Here is a 14,068-nt window from a genome sequence, read left to right on the forward strand (position 1 = left end):
ATAAAAAAATGCATGGCGAAATTGATTCGTCATGCATTTTTTCTATTAGATTAAGAACATTGCCACAATTGTTGTGACAACCAAACCAACTACTACAGGGATAAAGTTTTTCCGTGCTAATTCGAATGGACTGACATTACAAATCGCAGCTGCAGGAATTAACGCCCACGGCACTAAAGTACCACCACCAACCCAAATAGCAGCAATTTGCCCCATTGCAGTTAATGTTGCAGTACCACTTTCAATGGCTGTTCCAAATAAGTTTGCAATGGACCCAGCAAGTGTAATTCCAGAGAATCCTGAACCGTCTAACCCTGTAATCGCACCAACACCTGTTAATGTAATGACAGCAATTTCTTTAGTTAAAGGAACTACAGCAGCTAAAGCCATACCTAGATCGTTCACAATTCCTTGTGAGCCTGCTGGTAAATCACCAATTATCGTTAAATAACCTGAATCACCTAGGTAGAAGAAAGCTGCAATTGGAATAACAGGACCAAATACTTTAAATCCAAATTGGAATCCTTCAATTAAATAACTTGTCGTTTTTTCTAATCCTGCATTTTTGTGAGCAAACATTGAAAGTAACAGTAATATGAAGATCGCTGTACCTCCAACAATTGCCGTTGCATCTCCACCAGATAATTTAAATACAGACATGGCTACAACATCTAGTATGAATGCTATTGGGATAAAAATCGCAAAAAACTGTTTTTGTCCTTTCGTTAATAAACCATCTTCTGCTGTTTCAATTTCTTTCTCTCCATCGAAAGTACCTACCATCTCAAGAGCTCCACGTTTCATATCGCGACGTAGTAAGAAAAAGGCAACAATCGTCGTAACGATCCCCATTGTAATGACTAATGGTACACTCGCATAAACAACATCTGTAACAGGTATACCCGCTGCATCAGCAGTTAATTTTGGAGCACCTTGAATGATAAAGTCACCTGAAAGGGCGATCCCATGACCAAACAAGTTCATTGCCATTGCTACACCCAATGCTGGAAGACCCGCACGGATTGCCACAGGTAACATAACAGCCCCTAATAAGGCAACAGCTGGTGATGGCCAGAAGAACCACGAAATAAGCATCATTAATATACCAATCGTCCAGTAGGCAAGGGCAGGAGTTTTAATAATTTTTGTAAATGGAGCGACCATTACTTCATTGATACCTGTCTTCTGCAAAATCTTACTCATGGCAACGATAATACAGATGATTAAAATGGTAGACAATAATTCTGTTGTGGCATAAACAAAACTTTTAAACACACCACTTACCGAAGCAGTTAAATCACCCGTAGCAACAATTGCAATTAAAAATATCCCAAGAATACTAATAAGGGAAGTATCTCGACGTCTAACCATAAACCCAATAATCAAGACAATAAAGACGACATATATCCAATGAAGCGCACTTAACCCAATCAACCCAATCTCCCCCTAAGTCCATTTGCACTAGAATATGAGGCTATCATCTAATGGGTGAGAGCACAATTTTGTATCTTAATATTGTTTTTTTCAAAAGTATTTACTTTTGATACTGGTATGGGCATAAATAAATTTTATATAATAGGTTGACATTATACCTATAGGGGTATATTATGTAGTTACAAGCAAAAAACACACTTTGAATGGAGGCAATACTGTTGAATTCATATGACGATAAAGTCAAAAACCGAATTAAACGAGCAGAAGGTCAGCTTCGCGGTATTTTGAAAATGATGGAAGAAGGAAAAGATTGTAAAGCTGTTATCACTCAATTATCGGCTGCACGATCAGGTATCGACCGAGCTATCGGATTAATTGTAAGTCAGAACCTTGTCGAATGTATCCAAGCCACACAAGGGGACGAGCAAGCTATGAATGAATCCATTCAAGAAGCTGTAAATCTATTTGTAAAAAGTCGTTAACTAAATCGACTTTTTATTTTATTACAAAATATACCCACACCGGTATAGGAGGTGAAATTAATGGAAGCTTGGTTAATAATCATAATTTTTATAGTCTTTATCATTTACCGTATGATGCCATCCAAAGGTATAAAGTCCATAACATTAGAAGAATTAAAAGGGATCTTAAACAACAAAGACATAGTGTTTGTTGATGTTAGAACACCAGGTGAATATAAAGCTCGTAATATTAGACAATTTAAAAATATACCTTTAGGATCTGATTTTTCTAAACTCCCAAAAGATAAAGAAATAGTTGTGATTTGTCAAAGTGGAATGAGAAGTTCTCAAGCATGTAAACAGCTAAAGAAATTGGGTTATATAAACGTCACAAATGTTCGTGGTGGTATGAGTTCTTGGAGAGGTTAAAAATAATTCGGAGGAAGATAAAATGAAGGAAATTACTGCAAAAGAAGTTCAACAACGTATAGAAAATGGTGAAAACTTAAATCTCATTGATGTTCGTGAAATAGAAGAAGTAAAATCTGGTCATATTCCTGGTATTACGAATATACCACTTGGTCTACTAGAATTCCGAATTCATGAACTTGATAAAAATAAATCTTATATTATGGTTTGTCGTTCAGGTGGACGAAGTGCTCAAGCAACTCAACTTTTAGAAAGCTACGGATTTAATGTTACAAATATGACCGGTGGAATGCTTTCTTGGGAAGGAAAAGTTGTATAATTTTTTTAATCAAATTAATACCCTATTAGGTATAAGGAGGATTTTTAGTAAATGTCTATTAAAGCAGATGTAAAAGTAGACTGCAAAGGTCTTGCATGTCCAATGCCGATTGTTAAAACAAAAAAGGCAATGAATGAAGTGGAAAATGGAAAAGTATTAGAAGTTCAAGCAACTGATAAAGGTTCACTTGCAGACTTAAAAGCTTGGTCTGAAAGTGTAGGTCACCAGTATATTGGCACTAAAGAAGAGGATGGAGTTTTGCTACATTACATTCGTAAAAGTGGCGATGATCAAGAAGCGGAAAAGAAATTTGAACAGACAATTACCAATGAAGAAGTAATTGATCGTGCTGCTAATGGTGGAATTATTCTAGATGTTCGTGAAGAAGCAGAATACGCATTTGGCCATATTGAAGGTTCCAGATCAATCCCAATGGGTGAGTTAGAGAATCGTTTAGATGAGCTAGACAAAGATCAAGAAATTTATGTGATCTGTCGTACAGGTACGCGCAGTGATTTAGCAGCACAGAAATTAGCTGAAAAAGGATTTACTAAAGTGTATAACGTCTTACCAGGAATGAGTTCTTGGAGCGGCGATTTAACAAAAAAATATAATTAAATTAATTGGAGGAATTTATTATGTCTAACAAAGTAGCAATTATCGCAAGTAACGGTGGGTTATTTGACGCTTATAAAGTATTTAATATCGCAACAGCTGCAGCCGCAACAGATAAAGAGGTTGCAATTTTCTTCACATTTGATGGATTAAACTTAATCCATAAACAGGCTATGCAACAGTTACCGATGCCTGAAGGTCGTGAACATTTTGCTGAAGGATTCGCAAAAGCTAATATACCAAGCATTTCTGAACTAGTAGAGTTAGCAAAAGAGATGGGCGTTAAATTCATCGGTTGTCAGATGACAATGGACGTAATGGGTTTAACAAAAGAAGATTTTATCGATGGAATTGAAGTTGGAGGAGCAGTTACATTTCTTGAGTTTGCTAAAGATGCTACGCCAACGTTAACTTTCTAATATTAAACTACTTTCTGGAAGGGACCATTCCCTTCCATTAAAAATCACAAAAATAATACCTATGGGGGTAATTAATCGTGACAGTTAATAAAATGACAGCAAGAGAAGTTGCACGTAAAGTAATTGAAAATCAATCATTATTTATCCTGGATGTTCGTAACAATGAGGCTTTTGAGGATTGGAAAATTGAAGGGCGTAACTTTGATTATTTAAATATACCTTATTTTGATTTGTTAGATGGCGTAGATGAAATTTTACCGAAACTTCCAACTGATAAAGATATCTTGGTTGTATGTGCAAAAGAAGGATCATCTGTAATGATCGCTGATATGATTTCTGACACTGGACTTGACGTGTTCTATCTTGAAGGAGGAATGAAATCTTGGAGTTCATACATTGAACCCATTAAAGTAGGGGATTTAACAGGTGGTGGCGAACTTTATCAATTCGTTCGTTTAGGTAAAGGCTGTCTATCTTATATGGTCATTTCAGAAAGGGAAGCAGCTATTATTGATGCAGTTCGTTTCACTGAAGTATTTACAAGTTTTGCGAAAGAAAAAAACGTTGAAATTAAACATGTCTTTGATACACACTTACATGCTGATCATATTTCTGGTGGTCGTCATATCGCAGAAGCTACTGGTGCTACTTATTACTTACCACCAAAAGATGCAGAAGAGGTTGTATTTGACTACACACCACTTGAAGATGGTTTAACAGTACAAGTAGGTGCCTCTAAAATTGAAGTGGGTGCACTTTACTCACCTGGTCACACAATTGGCTCAACGTCGTTTATCATTGATCACAAGTATTTATTAACAGGTGATATTCTATTTATCGATTCAATTGGTCGCCCAGATTTAGCAGGCCTTGCAGAAGATTGGGTTGGAGATCTACGTGAAACTCTATATCGTCGTTACCGTGAATTAGCAGAGGATTTAATTGTATTACCTGCACACTTCATGGTTATAGAAGAGTTAAATGAAGATGGAACTGTAGCAAAACGTTTAGGCGATTTGTTTGCGGAAAACCACGGTTTAAATATTGATAATGAAGACGAATTCCGTAAAACCGTAACAGATAACTTACCACCACAACCAAACGCTTATCAACAAATTCGACAAGTAAATATGGGTAAAATTACTCCAGACAATGATGAACAAACTGAGATGGAAATCGGTCCAAATCGTTGTGCAGTGCGATAATCAATTGAAGAATAAATGCACAATTACTTTTTACACATCACCATAAAAGAGTGACAATATTCATCTTTTTAGAAAAGTGAGTTGTGATCCGACTCACTTTTCTACTTAGTTAGGGGATTAATGTAAGGGAATTATTATCTTTATCATGAATATAGAAAGAAGGAAACATATTGGATATTAATTTTGTGATTCTCCTTTTCATATTAGGTTTTATAGGGTCATTTTTTTCTGGAATGCTCGGAATCGGAGGAGCAATTGTTAAATACCCAATGTTACTCATGATTCCACCACTTTTTGGATTTAATGCCCTAACAGCTCATCAAGTTTCTGGAATTAGTGCACTAGACGTATTATTTGTATCCATTGCAGGGGTTATTGGTTTTAGAAATGGTGGATATTTAAATAAATCTTTAATTACCGTAATGGGTATATCCATTCTAATTGGTACATTTATAGGAAGTTTTAGCTCACAGTATCTTACTGAATCGCAAATTAACCTCGTCTACGGAATTTTAGCATTATTAGCTGCCATTATGATGTTCATTCCAAAAAAGAAGATAGATGATATCCCTTTAGAACAAGTCAACTATAATAAAACACACGCTGCTAGTTTATCATTTTTAGTAGGTATTGGTTCAGGTATCGTTGGTGCTGGTGGTGGATTTTTATTAATTCCTATCATGCTACTAATCTTACGTATTCCTACAAGAATGGCTATTGCATCAAGTCTTGCGATTACCCTTATTTCATCCATAGCTGGATCAATCGGTAAAATTTCAACAGGGCAAGTAGAATACTTTACGGCTATTATTGTGATTATTGCAGGATTAATCGCAGCTCCTTTAGGGGCTAAAGTAAGCAAAAAAATGAACACAAAGATATTACAATCGATATTAGCAGTTCTTATACTAGTAACAGCAATAAAAGTTTGGATAGATATTCTATAGGTTTACCTAATCTTCTGGACTAGTAAACTTACAAAAAATACAAGCTATGTCTAAACGACATTTTAGCTTGTATTATTTATTATTATCCGTTCAATTAAGGAATTGAGCTTCGAATTCTTCTTTTGGTAATGGTTTACTGATGAAATTTCTATAAACCTAAGAAAAAAATATTATCAAAATTAACCAAAAATGTATTCTTTATGTTAAATAGTGTCATAATTTGTTATAATAGCGAGTAGTAAAATGGTCTCAAAGTAAAAGGAGTGTATCCATATTAAAAAAGCATGTTTATCTTTAATTTTTCTGCTTCTACTTTTAACTTCTTGTAACTCAACAGACAATAAGGAAAATGAAATCGCAGTACCAATACAGCAAGTAAATGAAACGGAAGTAGTAGAGAAAATTGAAAATCCTGTTCCAAAAGAACCTGAGATATATACAGCATCTGTTTCAGCAATAGGGGATATATTAATTCATAACTCAGTTTATGAAGATGCAGAAATAGCACCGAACCAATATGACTTTTCTAAAATGTTTGAACGGGTGAAACCTTATTTAGAAAAATCAGATCTTACCATCGCAAATTCTGAAAGCATAATCGGTGGACAAGAGCTTGGATTATCGAGTTATCCTGCATTTAATAGTCCTTATGAAGTAGGGGATATACTGAAAGATGTTGGCGTTGATGTTGTCACAATGGCAAATAACCATACATTAGATCGTGGAGAAAAAGCGATAATTAACGCTACTAATTATTGGGATAGATTAGGGATTACTTATGTAGGGGCAGCCACTAGCCAAGAAGATGCTGAAAAAATAAAAACGATGACCGTAAACAATATCGTCTTTTCATTCTTAGGATATACTTACGGTACAAACGGAATTAAGGTACCTGAAGGAAAAGAGTACTTAGTAAATTATATTGATGAAGAAAAAATGATTAAGGATATCCAAAAAGCAAAAGATATTTCAGATGTAGTAATTGTAAATCTACATAATGGAAATGAATATGCACGTATGTTTAACGAACAGCAAGAACATGTTGTTCAGTTAGCTGCTGATCACGGAGCTGATATTATTTTTGGACATCATCCTCATGTCTTGCAACCAGCAAAATGGTATACAGGTGTTAATGGTAATAAAACTTTCGTGATTCATTCATTAGGTAATTTTATCTCCGCGCAAGATAAATTGTATCGTCAAATCGGCGCAATCATGGAATTGGATGTAACTAAGACCGTAACATTCGATGAACAAGAAAATGAAACTGTCCAAATTGAAATTACAAATCCAAAACTGTTACCAACATATGTTAAGTTCGCTAACTGGAAAAATTACGAAATTATCCCGATGGTGCAGTTAGCAGACAACGATTTAAAAGATCACCAATCCATTTACAATGAAATAAAATCACATATGTCGCAATTTGTTCCGGAAATGCAATTTATAGATGAAGTAACAAAATAAACGTAAGGATGTGTTGAATGATTTTATTCAACCATCCTTTTTAATTTTTGCTTTATCAAACCTTTTATTCATAGTGAGGTTGGGAAATGTTGTGAATGCTAAAGACAAGTACCAATAATAATTCCTTTGTATTGTCACAAAATAATATCAAATTCATTTGGAGGTTCCAAAGTGACACAACAAGAAAATAAATTTACAGTTGCAGGAACGAATATTGATGAGGTCAAGAAACTAAATGCGGAGTCTGGTCTTTCTTATAATGAAGTTTATGCATTACTTGCAAAAACTGGAGGTAGAGGCACATCGGTTTATAGTGTTTCCAATCGAGAAAAAAATAAGAACGGATTAAATCAATAATTTTTACATTAGCCTTCCTCAAAAATAACAAATTGACTTAGACTGCATCTCACATTCATTTTGAGATGCATTTTTTAATCCCATTATATTTAGAAAGGAGAATTGTATGCCAATTCATTCATATATTTTGAAATACTTTGAAGAACATCCGAATGAAAGAACTAATGGAGTTCAGCAAGAAAACCCTCCAAATGAACGGAGACCTTCCATTCATCAGATTGAAGACCAAACAATTCAATTTGATCAATTTGAATTACCAATTCGGATTTATACACCTGATTTACAAGAACATTATTCATTATTAGTATTTTTCCATGAAGGAAGATTTATGAATGGTAATTTAGAGGCATCGGATGTAGCATGTAGAATGATATCATCCTTTACAGGTTACAAGCTAATTGCAATTGATTATCTATCTGCATTAGAGCATATTGCCGAAACATTTAACACTTGCTATGAAGTGACTAAATGGATTACCCAACACGCAGAGCAATTTAACGGTACTATATCGGACATATCAATATGTGGAGGTAGTATTGGAGGCGCGATTGCAACATCCATCACCATTAATGCATTGAAGAAACAAGATTTTACACTTCAAAAGCAGATACTGTTTTATCCAATTGTTGATTTTAGTGACAAAATAGAAGATAGCGACTTCCTCTCTAGAAAAATGTACAACGGAAAATACGGGATTGATTTGAATCATTTAACGGAATTATTCCATTCAACTCTACATTCTCCATTATCTACAAATGAAACGATTTTAGTGAAATTACCAGATACACTTATTTATACCGCGGAATATGATCCCTTTAGCGATGAAGGGGAAGCTTATGCCGAAAAAATACAAAAAGCTGGTGGGCAAGTAAAACTTGTACGATTTGATGGGAATATACATGGGTTTATGCAAAGTTTCCCAGGTTCACCAGATTATATGAGAGGTTTTGAAGTTACATCCGAATTTCTCGTTAAAGAAGAAAAAGAAGTGCACATGTAAAAGTGCGCTTCTTTTTTATTTGGAATGTGTAATTAATTAATCAAAAAATACACTTTAAAGGTCAAGATATTCAGTTAACTGCAAGTGTCGGTGGAGCAATTTATCCAAATGATACCATTAGACTTTGAAGAACTATTCAAAATTGCGGATACTAATCTATATAAGTCAAAAGCTTCAGGTGAAAGTACTATAACATTTTACACTCATGGAGAAGTTCTATTTATAGAATTTCTCTTTTTTTGGTGGAAATAAGACTACCAAACTATTAAAATAATATATTAAATATATATTATTTTTAATATAAATTATTTTGAGATATAGATATTAAAACCGTCTATTTTTAGAATGGAGTTAATCATATGAACCAAGATGTAAAATCAAGTATTGATATCTCACAGTTCGCACAAATTTTAAAAAGCGCTTTCAATACTGTCCAAGATATAATCTACATAATGGAAGCTAAAGGCGATGAGTTCTACTATTATTTTGCAAACCAAGTAGGGAAAGGCCATTTAGAATATGAAAGCGATATGTTGGGAAAAACATTTCACGAAGTATTGCCAAAGGAAAAAGCAGATTTTCTAACAAGACAATATTTAAAATGTGTAAAACAAAACAAAGTTGTTGTCTATAGTGACGAAGTCCTCGTGGATAATCAAATATATATAAAAGAATCGGTTCTAACTCCATTATCATATAAAGATCAATTTTTTATTGTATCAGTAGTTCGCGATGTGACGGAATATAATAGAAAAATTATGGAGTTAAATCACATAAAAGAATCGATTGAAACAAATGAGGAACGACTTTCTTCACTTATTAATAATAATGCCGATGCTGTATTGACTCTAGATTCGGAAGGATATATTTTATATTCCAATAAATCATCTAAAAATATAATTGGCTATACAGAATTGGAGATTGTCGGGCTAAATATATCTAAATTCTTTCATACTCAAGAACTCGAAAAATTTAACGATAATCTAAAATTAGCACTCGAACAAAAATCAGTTCATTTTGTAACGAGATTATACCATAAAAATGGCTCTACACTTTTTTGTAATGTAAAGTTAATTCCTCTTACAATCAAAGGTACTGTACGTGGGGTATATGGGGTAATAGAAGATATCTCACAACAAAAAAGTGAATATGACGAACTTCAAAAATTTAATAACCAGTTTATTTCCTTCCTTAATCACAATGCTGACCCGATCTACATAACAGATTTAGAAGGGAAAATTGAATTTGTAAACAATGCATTTGTAAACACATTTGGTTATGAAAAAGAAGAATTACTTCTAAAGCACAATCCTACGATTCCAGATTGGCTTGCAGAAGAGACGAAAGAATTATATCAAAAGGCTCTTAAAGGCTTTAGCATGCCTGATCAACATGTTATTAGACAAAAATCAGACGGAGAACTTTTAGATGTTAGTGTGACATTTTCGCCTATCTATGATTCCTCAGGTGTTATTAGCGGTATTGCAAGTGTAGTGAGAAATATTTCTGCATATAAGAAAAGGGAACTAGCTATTCAAAGCGAAAACCATGAATATGAACTAATCTGGAACTATTCAACGGATGCTATATGTTTATTTGATTCATATGGTGAAATTATTAAATTCAACCCAACATTTTCGAATATGTTTCAGTTTGAGGAACAAGAAATCCGTTATCTAACAGATATTTACTTCAATCATCAAAAAATGCAATTACAAGAAATGATTCGAATTTTACAAGAAGACAATCCATGCCTTCAATTTGAAACAAAACGTATTCGAAAAGATGGTTCAACAATTGATGTACAAGCAACTTATAGGAAAGTTGCAAATGGGAAGACATTTGCCATTGCGACTTACAAAGATATAACGAAAGAAAAACAAATACTGTTAGATTTAGCAAAAAGCGAAGAAAAATATCGGAAAGTTCTTGATTCTTCTCCTGAACCATTATTAATTCATAATGGAGAATTGATAACTTATTTAAATAAAGCAGCACTTAAACTTGCAAAGGCAAATAATGTTTGTTTTGTTGTTGGAAGACCTATATCGGATTTTGTTCATACAGATCATAAAGAAGAAATCCTAAATAGAATTAAAATCTCTACTCAAAGAGACTTTATTGCAGAACCAGTTATAGAAAAGTTCTTAACGGTTGAAGGTGATACTATTTATGCAGAAGCTTCCACAGCCGTATTCCAAGAACATGGACAGAATTATGCAATAGTTATGCTTAGAGATGTTACTCAAAGACTAAGAGCTGAGAAGTCCTTGAAAGAAAGTGAAGAACGTTTCCGTATTATTGCAGAAAATACAAAGAGTATTATCAAAATACTAACTCCTACTGGGAAAATTACTTATTGTTCACCTTCGATCGAAGAAGTACTAGGATTCCCTGTTTGGAATGAAATCGGCAGATACATTAAAAGTCATATCCATTTTGAAGATTTACCTCTGTTTGAAGCAGCAGTTGAAGATTGTATCGAATCGAAAAAATCAATTTCAATTGAACTGAGACATATTCATCGAGACGGTTATGCAATGTGGCTAAATTCGCATATTACACCAATTATGAATGAAAACGAAGAAATAGAAAAAATCATGCTCATTTCAAATGATATTACCGATTTAAAACAAAAAGAGACTACCCTTACACAAATGGCCTTTTATGATTATTTAACGAATTTACCGAATCGTCGTTTGTTTAATAAACAATTAGAACAGGCAATGTTAACTACAGACAAAACAGGTAAAATATCCTCCTTAATGATTGTTGATTGTGACAAATTCAAAACTATAAATGATACATTAGGACATGATATAGGCGATGATGTCATTAAAGAATTCGCGAATCGACTAAAATTATCACTTCGCAATAATGATACTATTTCAAGAATAGGTGGAGACGAATTTACCGTTGTAACGCCAGAAATGAATAATATTGAAGAGGTAACGAATGTTGCTGAGAGACTTTTGAAAAAAATGAATGAAACAATGTATATCCAAGGCCATGAAATACAACTAACTGCTAGTATAGGAATTGCCATTTACTCAGCAAACTCTAGTACAATGAATGAACTATTTAAAAAAGCAGACCAAAGTTTATATCGTTCTAAAGAATTGGGCGGTAATACATTTACCTTAAATTAATTAAAAAAACTATTAGGAATCACGATGATTCTTAATAGTTTTTTTCTATTTCCAACATTATTCTGCTGATTTTCTAATAGGAGTCCTACCATATGTTCCTACCAAATTACCGAACTAGGAACTGATTCCTAATGAATTGAGAAGTAGCGGTGATACATTTTTAGAACCCCTATCTATACACTAAAGTTAACAATCAGATATCTCAGAATATTCATCAAAAATTTAATAAGAATACATTCATTATAAATTAGAGAGGTTTTAAAATGGCTTTTTCATTATTTCCAAAGTTTTTCAAATCTGATGAAACGAGTACCGAAAATATTTATACCAGTAATAAAATACTAGATTACAAGACCTTTAACACATTGTTTGAAAATCATCCGGATTTGGTATTCACAATAGATCCCGATAGAGAAATCCAATTTTTTAACCAAACCCTAAGTAGTCTATTTAATTTCAACGATGATAAATTACGATTTATTATTAATCAGAAACTATTAAATATGGGAAATGTGAAAAAACATGTAAATAGCGCTTTTGCTGGTGAGTCTCAGAATTTCCAATTTGAGTATATTGATACTCATAAACGAAGTCGTAATTTTTATGTCACGATTGTTCCAATATTCAATAATGAAAATCATGTTAATGCAATTTGCGGAATTGCAAAGGATATAACAAATTACGTTCAGTACGATCATCAAAATAAAATTAAGGTCATCATCTATACTGGTCGAGAGCTAACAAATAAAGAAGAACTGTATCTAAGTAAATTTGCACATACAATCATTATAAAAAATGAATATTCTCCAGAACGATTGAAAAATGAACTTGAACTATTTTTACATGAAAACATAATGGAATCTAGTTCAAATACACAATTAGATTTTCCTTCAAATGTTGCAATGGATCTTACAGGTAAGAGAATCTTGTTAGTAGACGATGATGTACGAAATGTTTTTTCACTAACTAGCTTTTTAGAATTGGCAGGTTGTGAAGTTTTATATGCTGAAAATGGTCTAGAAAGCTTAAAAATGTTAGATGAAAATGATGAAATTGACCTTGTACTAATGGACATCATGATGCCAGAAATGGATGGCTATGAAGCAATCCAACAAATTCGAGCTAAGTCCCAATTTAAAGAATTACCAATTATTGCTCTAACATCAAAAGCTATGAAAGAGGACCGTGAAAAATGTTTGATGATTGGTGCTTCAGATTATATAGCAAAACCAGTAGAGCCAGATCAGCTTATTTCTTTAATAAAAGTATGGGTATATTAGTGTTTAAGGAATGAGTTATATGGAAATGAACGAAAATTTGAATCAAGAAATTATCGATGAATTAGAAAAGCTAGAAATCAAATTATTAGTCAATGGGTTATATGAATGGTGTGGATACGATTTTCGTGATTATGCGTTTCCATCTCTAAGAAGACGTATTTTACACCGTGTACATACAGAAAAGCTCTCAACTATAACGGAATTATTAAACAAAACATTACATGATGGGGATTGTTTAAATCGGTTATTTAATGATTTATCGATTAATGTAACTGAAATGTTTCGCGATCCACTTTTTTGGAAAGAATTTCGTGAAAAAATTGTCCCACATTTACACACATATCCTTCCATTCGAATATGGCTTGCAGGTTGTGCATCTGGTGAAGAAGTATACACGATGGCGATTCTTTTAAAAGAAGAAGGTCTATATGATAAAACAAAAATTTACGCAACAGATTTTAATCAAGAAATTTTAAAGGTAGCTAAAAATGGCTACTATCCACTAGAAAAAATGAAAAAGTACACAAAATTACTTACAATCTGGTGGTGAACAAGAATTCTCTCATTATTATAAAGTGACGAATTCAGGAGTTAAATTCGATTCTACTTTAATGAAAAATGTCATTTTCGCCCAACATAATTTAGTTTCTGACCGTTCCTTTAATGAGTTTCAAGTCATTTTGTGTCGAAATGTGATGATTTATTTCAACAAGTCACTGCAACAAAAAGTACATGGATTGTTTTTTGAAAGCTTAAGTATGTTTGGCTTCCTAGGATTGGGAGACAAAGAAACAATCAGTTTTACTAACTATGAAAACCACTATGAAACGATTAATACGAAGCAAAAGTTATACCAAAAAGTTAGATAAACTCTTGAAACAACACCAACTTGTTTGGTGTTGTTTTTTATATAGAACTAGTTTTACCTCATGTTTACTTGAATAAATAACATTTCAAATGTCAATTCTATACTTAACAGTGGAAAT

13 protein-coding genes and 1 pseudogene are annotated in these 14,068 nt (G+C 33.1%); 13 read left to right on the forward strand and 1 reads right to left on the reverse strand.

Annotated features, from left to right (window positions below):
* Nucleotides 1-45 precede the first annotated feature (45 nt).
* Nucleotides 46-1,434 carry a hypothetical protein gene (locus tag ACOQFO_RS10060; RefSeq protein ID WP_421689537.1) on the reverse strand — a complete coding sequence of 463 codons (1,389 nt, stop codon included), beginning with the start codon at nucleotides 1,432-1,434 and terminating at the stop codon, nucleotides 46-48.
* Between the two features lie 203 nt (nucleotides 1,435-1,637).
* Between ACOQFO_RS10060 and ACOQFO_RS10065 the strand changes: the two genes are divergently transcribed.
* The 13 genes and pseudogenes from ACOQFO_RS10065 to ACOQFO_RS10125 all read left to right on the forward strand — a co-directional run bounded on the left by ACOQFO_RS10065 (nucleotide 1,638) and on the right by ACOQFO_RS10125 (nucleotide 13,951).
* Entirely contained in the window at nucleotides 1,638-1,916 is a 279-nt protein-coding gene (locus tag ACOQFO_RS10065) for a metal-sensitive transcriptional regulator (protein ID WP_421689538.1), read from the forward strand.
* Nucleotides 1,917-1,976: 60 nt separating this feature from the next.
* The gene (locus tag ACOQFO_RS10070) at nucleotides 1,977-2,324 is read left to right on the forward strand and encodes a rhodanese-like domain-containing protein (RefSeq protein ID WP_421689539.1); all 348 of its coding nucleotides are present in this window, start codon (nucleotides 1,977-1,979) and stop codon (nucleotides 2,322-2,324) included.
* Nucleotides 2,325-2,346: 22 nt separating this feature from the next.
* A complete protein-coding gene (locus ACOQFO_RS10075; protein ID WP_421689540.1) occupies nucleotides 2,347-2,643 on the forward strand; it encodes a rhodanese-like domain-containing protein in 297 nt (98 codons plus the stop codon).
* A 51-nt stretch (nucleotides 2,644-2,694) separates the two neighbouring features.
* Nucleotides 2,695-3,261, forward strand: coding sequence for a sulfurtransferase TusA family protein (locus tag ACOQFO_RS10080; RefSeq protein ID WP_421689541.1), 567 nt, complete (start codon nucleotides 2,695-2,697; stop codon nucleotides 3,259-3,261).
* A gap of 20 nt (nucleotides 3,262-3,281) precedes the next feature.
* Nucleotides 3,282-3,677, forward strand: coding sequence for a DsrE/DsrF/DrsH-like family protein (locus ACOQFO_RS10085; protein ID WP_421689542.1), 396 nt, complete (start codon nucleotides 3,282-3,284; stop codon nucleotides 3,675-3,677).
* Nucleotides 3,678-3,769: 92 nt separating this feature from the next.
* A complete protein-coding gene (locus tag ACOQFO_RS10090; RefSeq protein WP_421689607.1) occupies nucleotides 3,770-4,882 on the forward strand; it encodes an MBL fold metallo-hydrolase in 1,113 nt (370 codons plus the stop codon).
* 170 nt (nucleotides 4,883-5,052) lie between these two features.
* Complete coding sequence (locus ACOQFO_RS10095; protein ID WP_421689543.1) at nucleotides 5,053-5,829, forward strand: sulfite exporter TauE/SafE family protein; 777 nt, start codon at nucleotides 5,053-5,055, stop codon at nucleotides 5,827-5,829.
* 456 nt (nucleotides 5,830-6,285) lie between these two features.
* Nucleotides 6,286-7,296 (forward strand): CapA family protein, encoded by a 1,011-nt coding sequence (locus tag ACOQFO_RS10100; protein WP_421689608.1) that lies wholly within the window; start codon nucleotides 6,286-6,288, stop codon nucleotides 7,294-7,296.
* Nucleotides 7,297-7,467: 171 nt separating this feature from the next.
* Nucleotides 7,468-7,653: a gamma-type small acid-soluble spore protein gene (locus tag ACOQFO_RS10105; protein ID WP_421689544.1), complete on the forward strand. Its 186-nt coding sequence runs from the start codon at nucleotides 7,468-7,470 to the stop codon at nucleotides 7,651-7,653.
* 106 nt (nucleotides 7,654-7,759) lie between these two features.
* Nucleotides 7,760-8,653, forward strand: a complete 894-nt coding sequence (locus ACOQFO_RS10110) for an alpha/beta hydrolase fold domain-containing protein (protein WP_421689545.1) — start codon at nucleotides 7,760-7,762, stop codon at nucleotides 8,651-8,653.
* 359 nt (nucleotides 8,654-9,012) lie between these two features.
* The gene (locus ACOQFO_RS10115; protein WP_421689546.1) at nucleotides 9,013-11,802 is read left to right on the forward strand and encodes a PAS domain S-box protein; all 2,790 of its coding nucleotides are present in this window, start codon (nucleotides 9,013-9,015) and stop codon (nucleotides 11,800-11,802) included.
* 263 nt (nucleotides 11,803-12,065) lie between these two features.
* Nucleotides 12,066-13,082 carry a response regulator gene (locus ACOQFO_RS10120; RefSeq protein ID WP_421689547.1) on the forward strand — a complete coding sequence of 339 codons (1,017 nt, stop codon included), beginning with the start codon at nucleotides 12,066-12,068 and terminating at the stop codon, nucleotides 13,080-13,082.
* A 25-nt stretch (nucleotides 13,083-13,107) separates the two neighbouring features.
* Nucleotides 13,108-13,951, forward strand: a pseudogene (locus ACOQFO_RS10125) (CheR family methyltransferase).
* Nucleotides 13,952-14,068 lie beyond the last annotated feature (117 nt).

Source organism: Ureibacillus sp. MALMAid1270 (genome assembly GCF_049202975.1).
Lineage (GTDB): Bacteria > Bacillota > Bacilli > Bacillales_A > Planococcaceae > Ureibacillus.

Excerpts from the sequence above, each read along its gene's own strand:
- ACOQFO_RS10120 (WP_421689547.1), top strand. The coding sequence starts at position 12,066 with ATGGCTTTTTCATTATTTCCAAAGTTTTTCAAATCTGATGAAACGAGT.
- ACOQFO_RS10115 (WP_421689546.1), top strand. The coding sequence starts at position 9,013 with ATGAACCAAGATGTAAAATCAAGTATTGATATCTCACAGTTCGCACAA.
- ACOQFO_RS10075 (WP_421689540.1), top strand. The coding sequence starts at position 2,347 with ATGAAGGAAATTACTGCAAAAGAAGTTCAACAACGTATAGAAAATGGT.
- ACOQFO_RS10090 (WP_421689607.1), top strand. The coding sequence starts at position 3,770 with ATGACAGCAAGAGAAGTTGCACGTAAAGTAATTGAAAATCAATCATTA.
- ACOQFO_RS10110 (WP_421689545.1), top strand. The coding sequence starts at position 7,760 with ATGCCAATTCATTCATATATTTTGAAATACTTTGAAGAACATCCGAAT.
- ACOQFO_RS10085 (WP_421689542.1), top strand. The coding sequence starts at position 3,282 with ATGTCTAACAAAGTAGCAATTATCGCAAGTAACGGTGGGTTATTTGAC.
- ACOQFO_RS10065 (WP_421689538.1), top strand. The coding sequence starts at position 1,638 with ATGGAGGCAATACTGTTGAATTCATATGACGATAAAGTCAAAAACCGA.
- ACOQFO_RS10080 (WP_421689541.1), top strand. The coding sequence starts at position 2,695 with ATGTCTATTAAAGCAGATGTAAAAGTAGACTGCAAAGGTCTTGCATGT.
- ACOQFO_RS10070 (WP_421689539.1), top strand. The coding sequence starts at position 1,977 with ATGGAAGCTTGGTTAATAATCATAATTTTTATAGTCTTTATCATTTAC.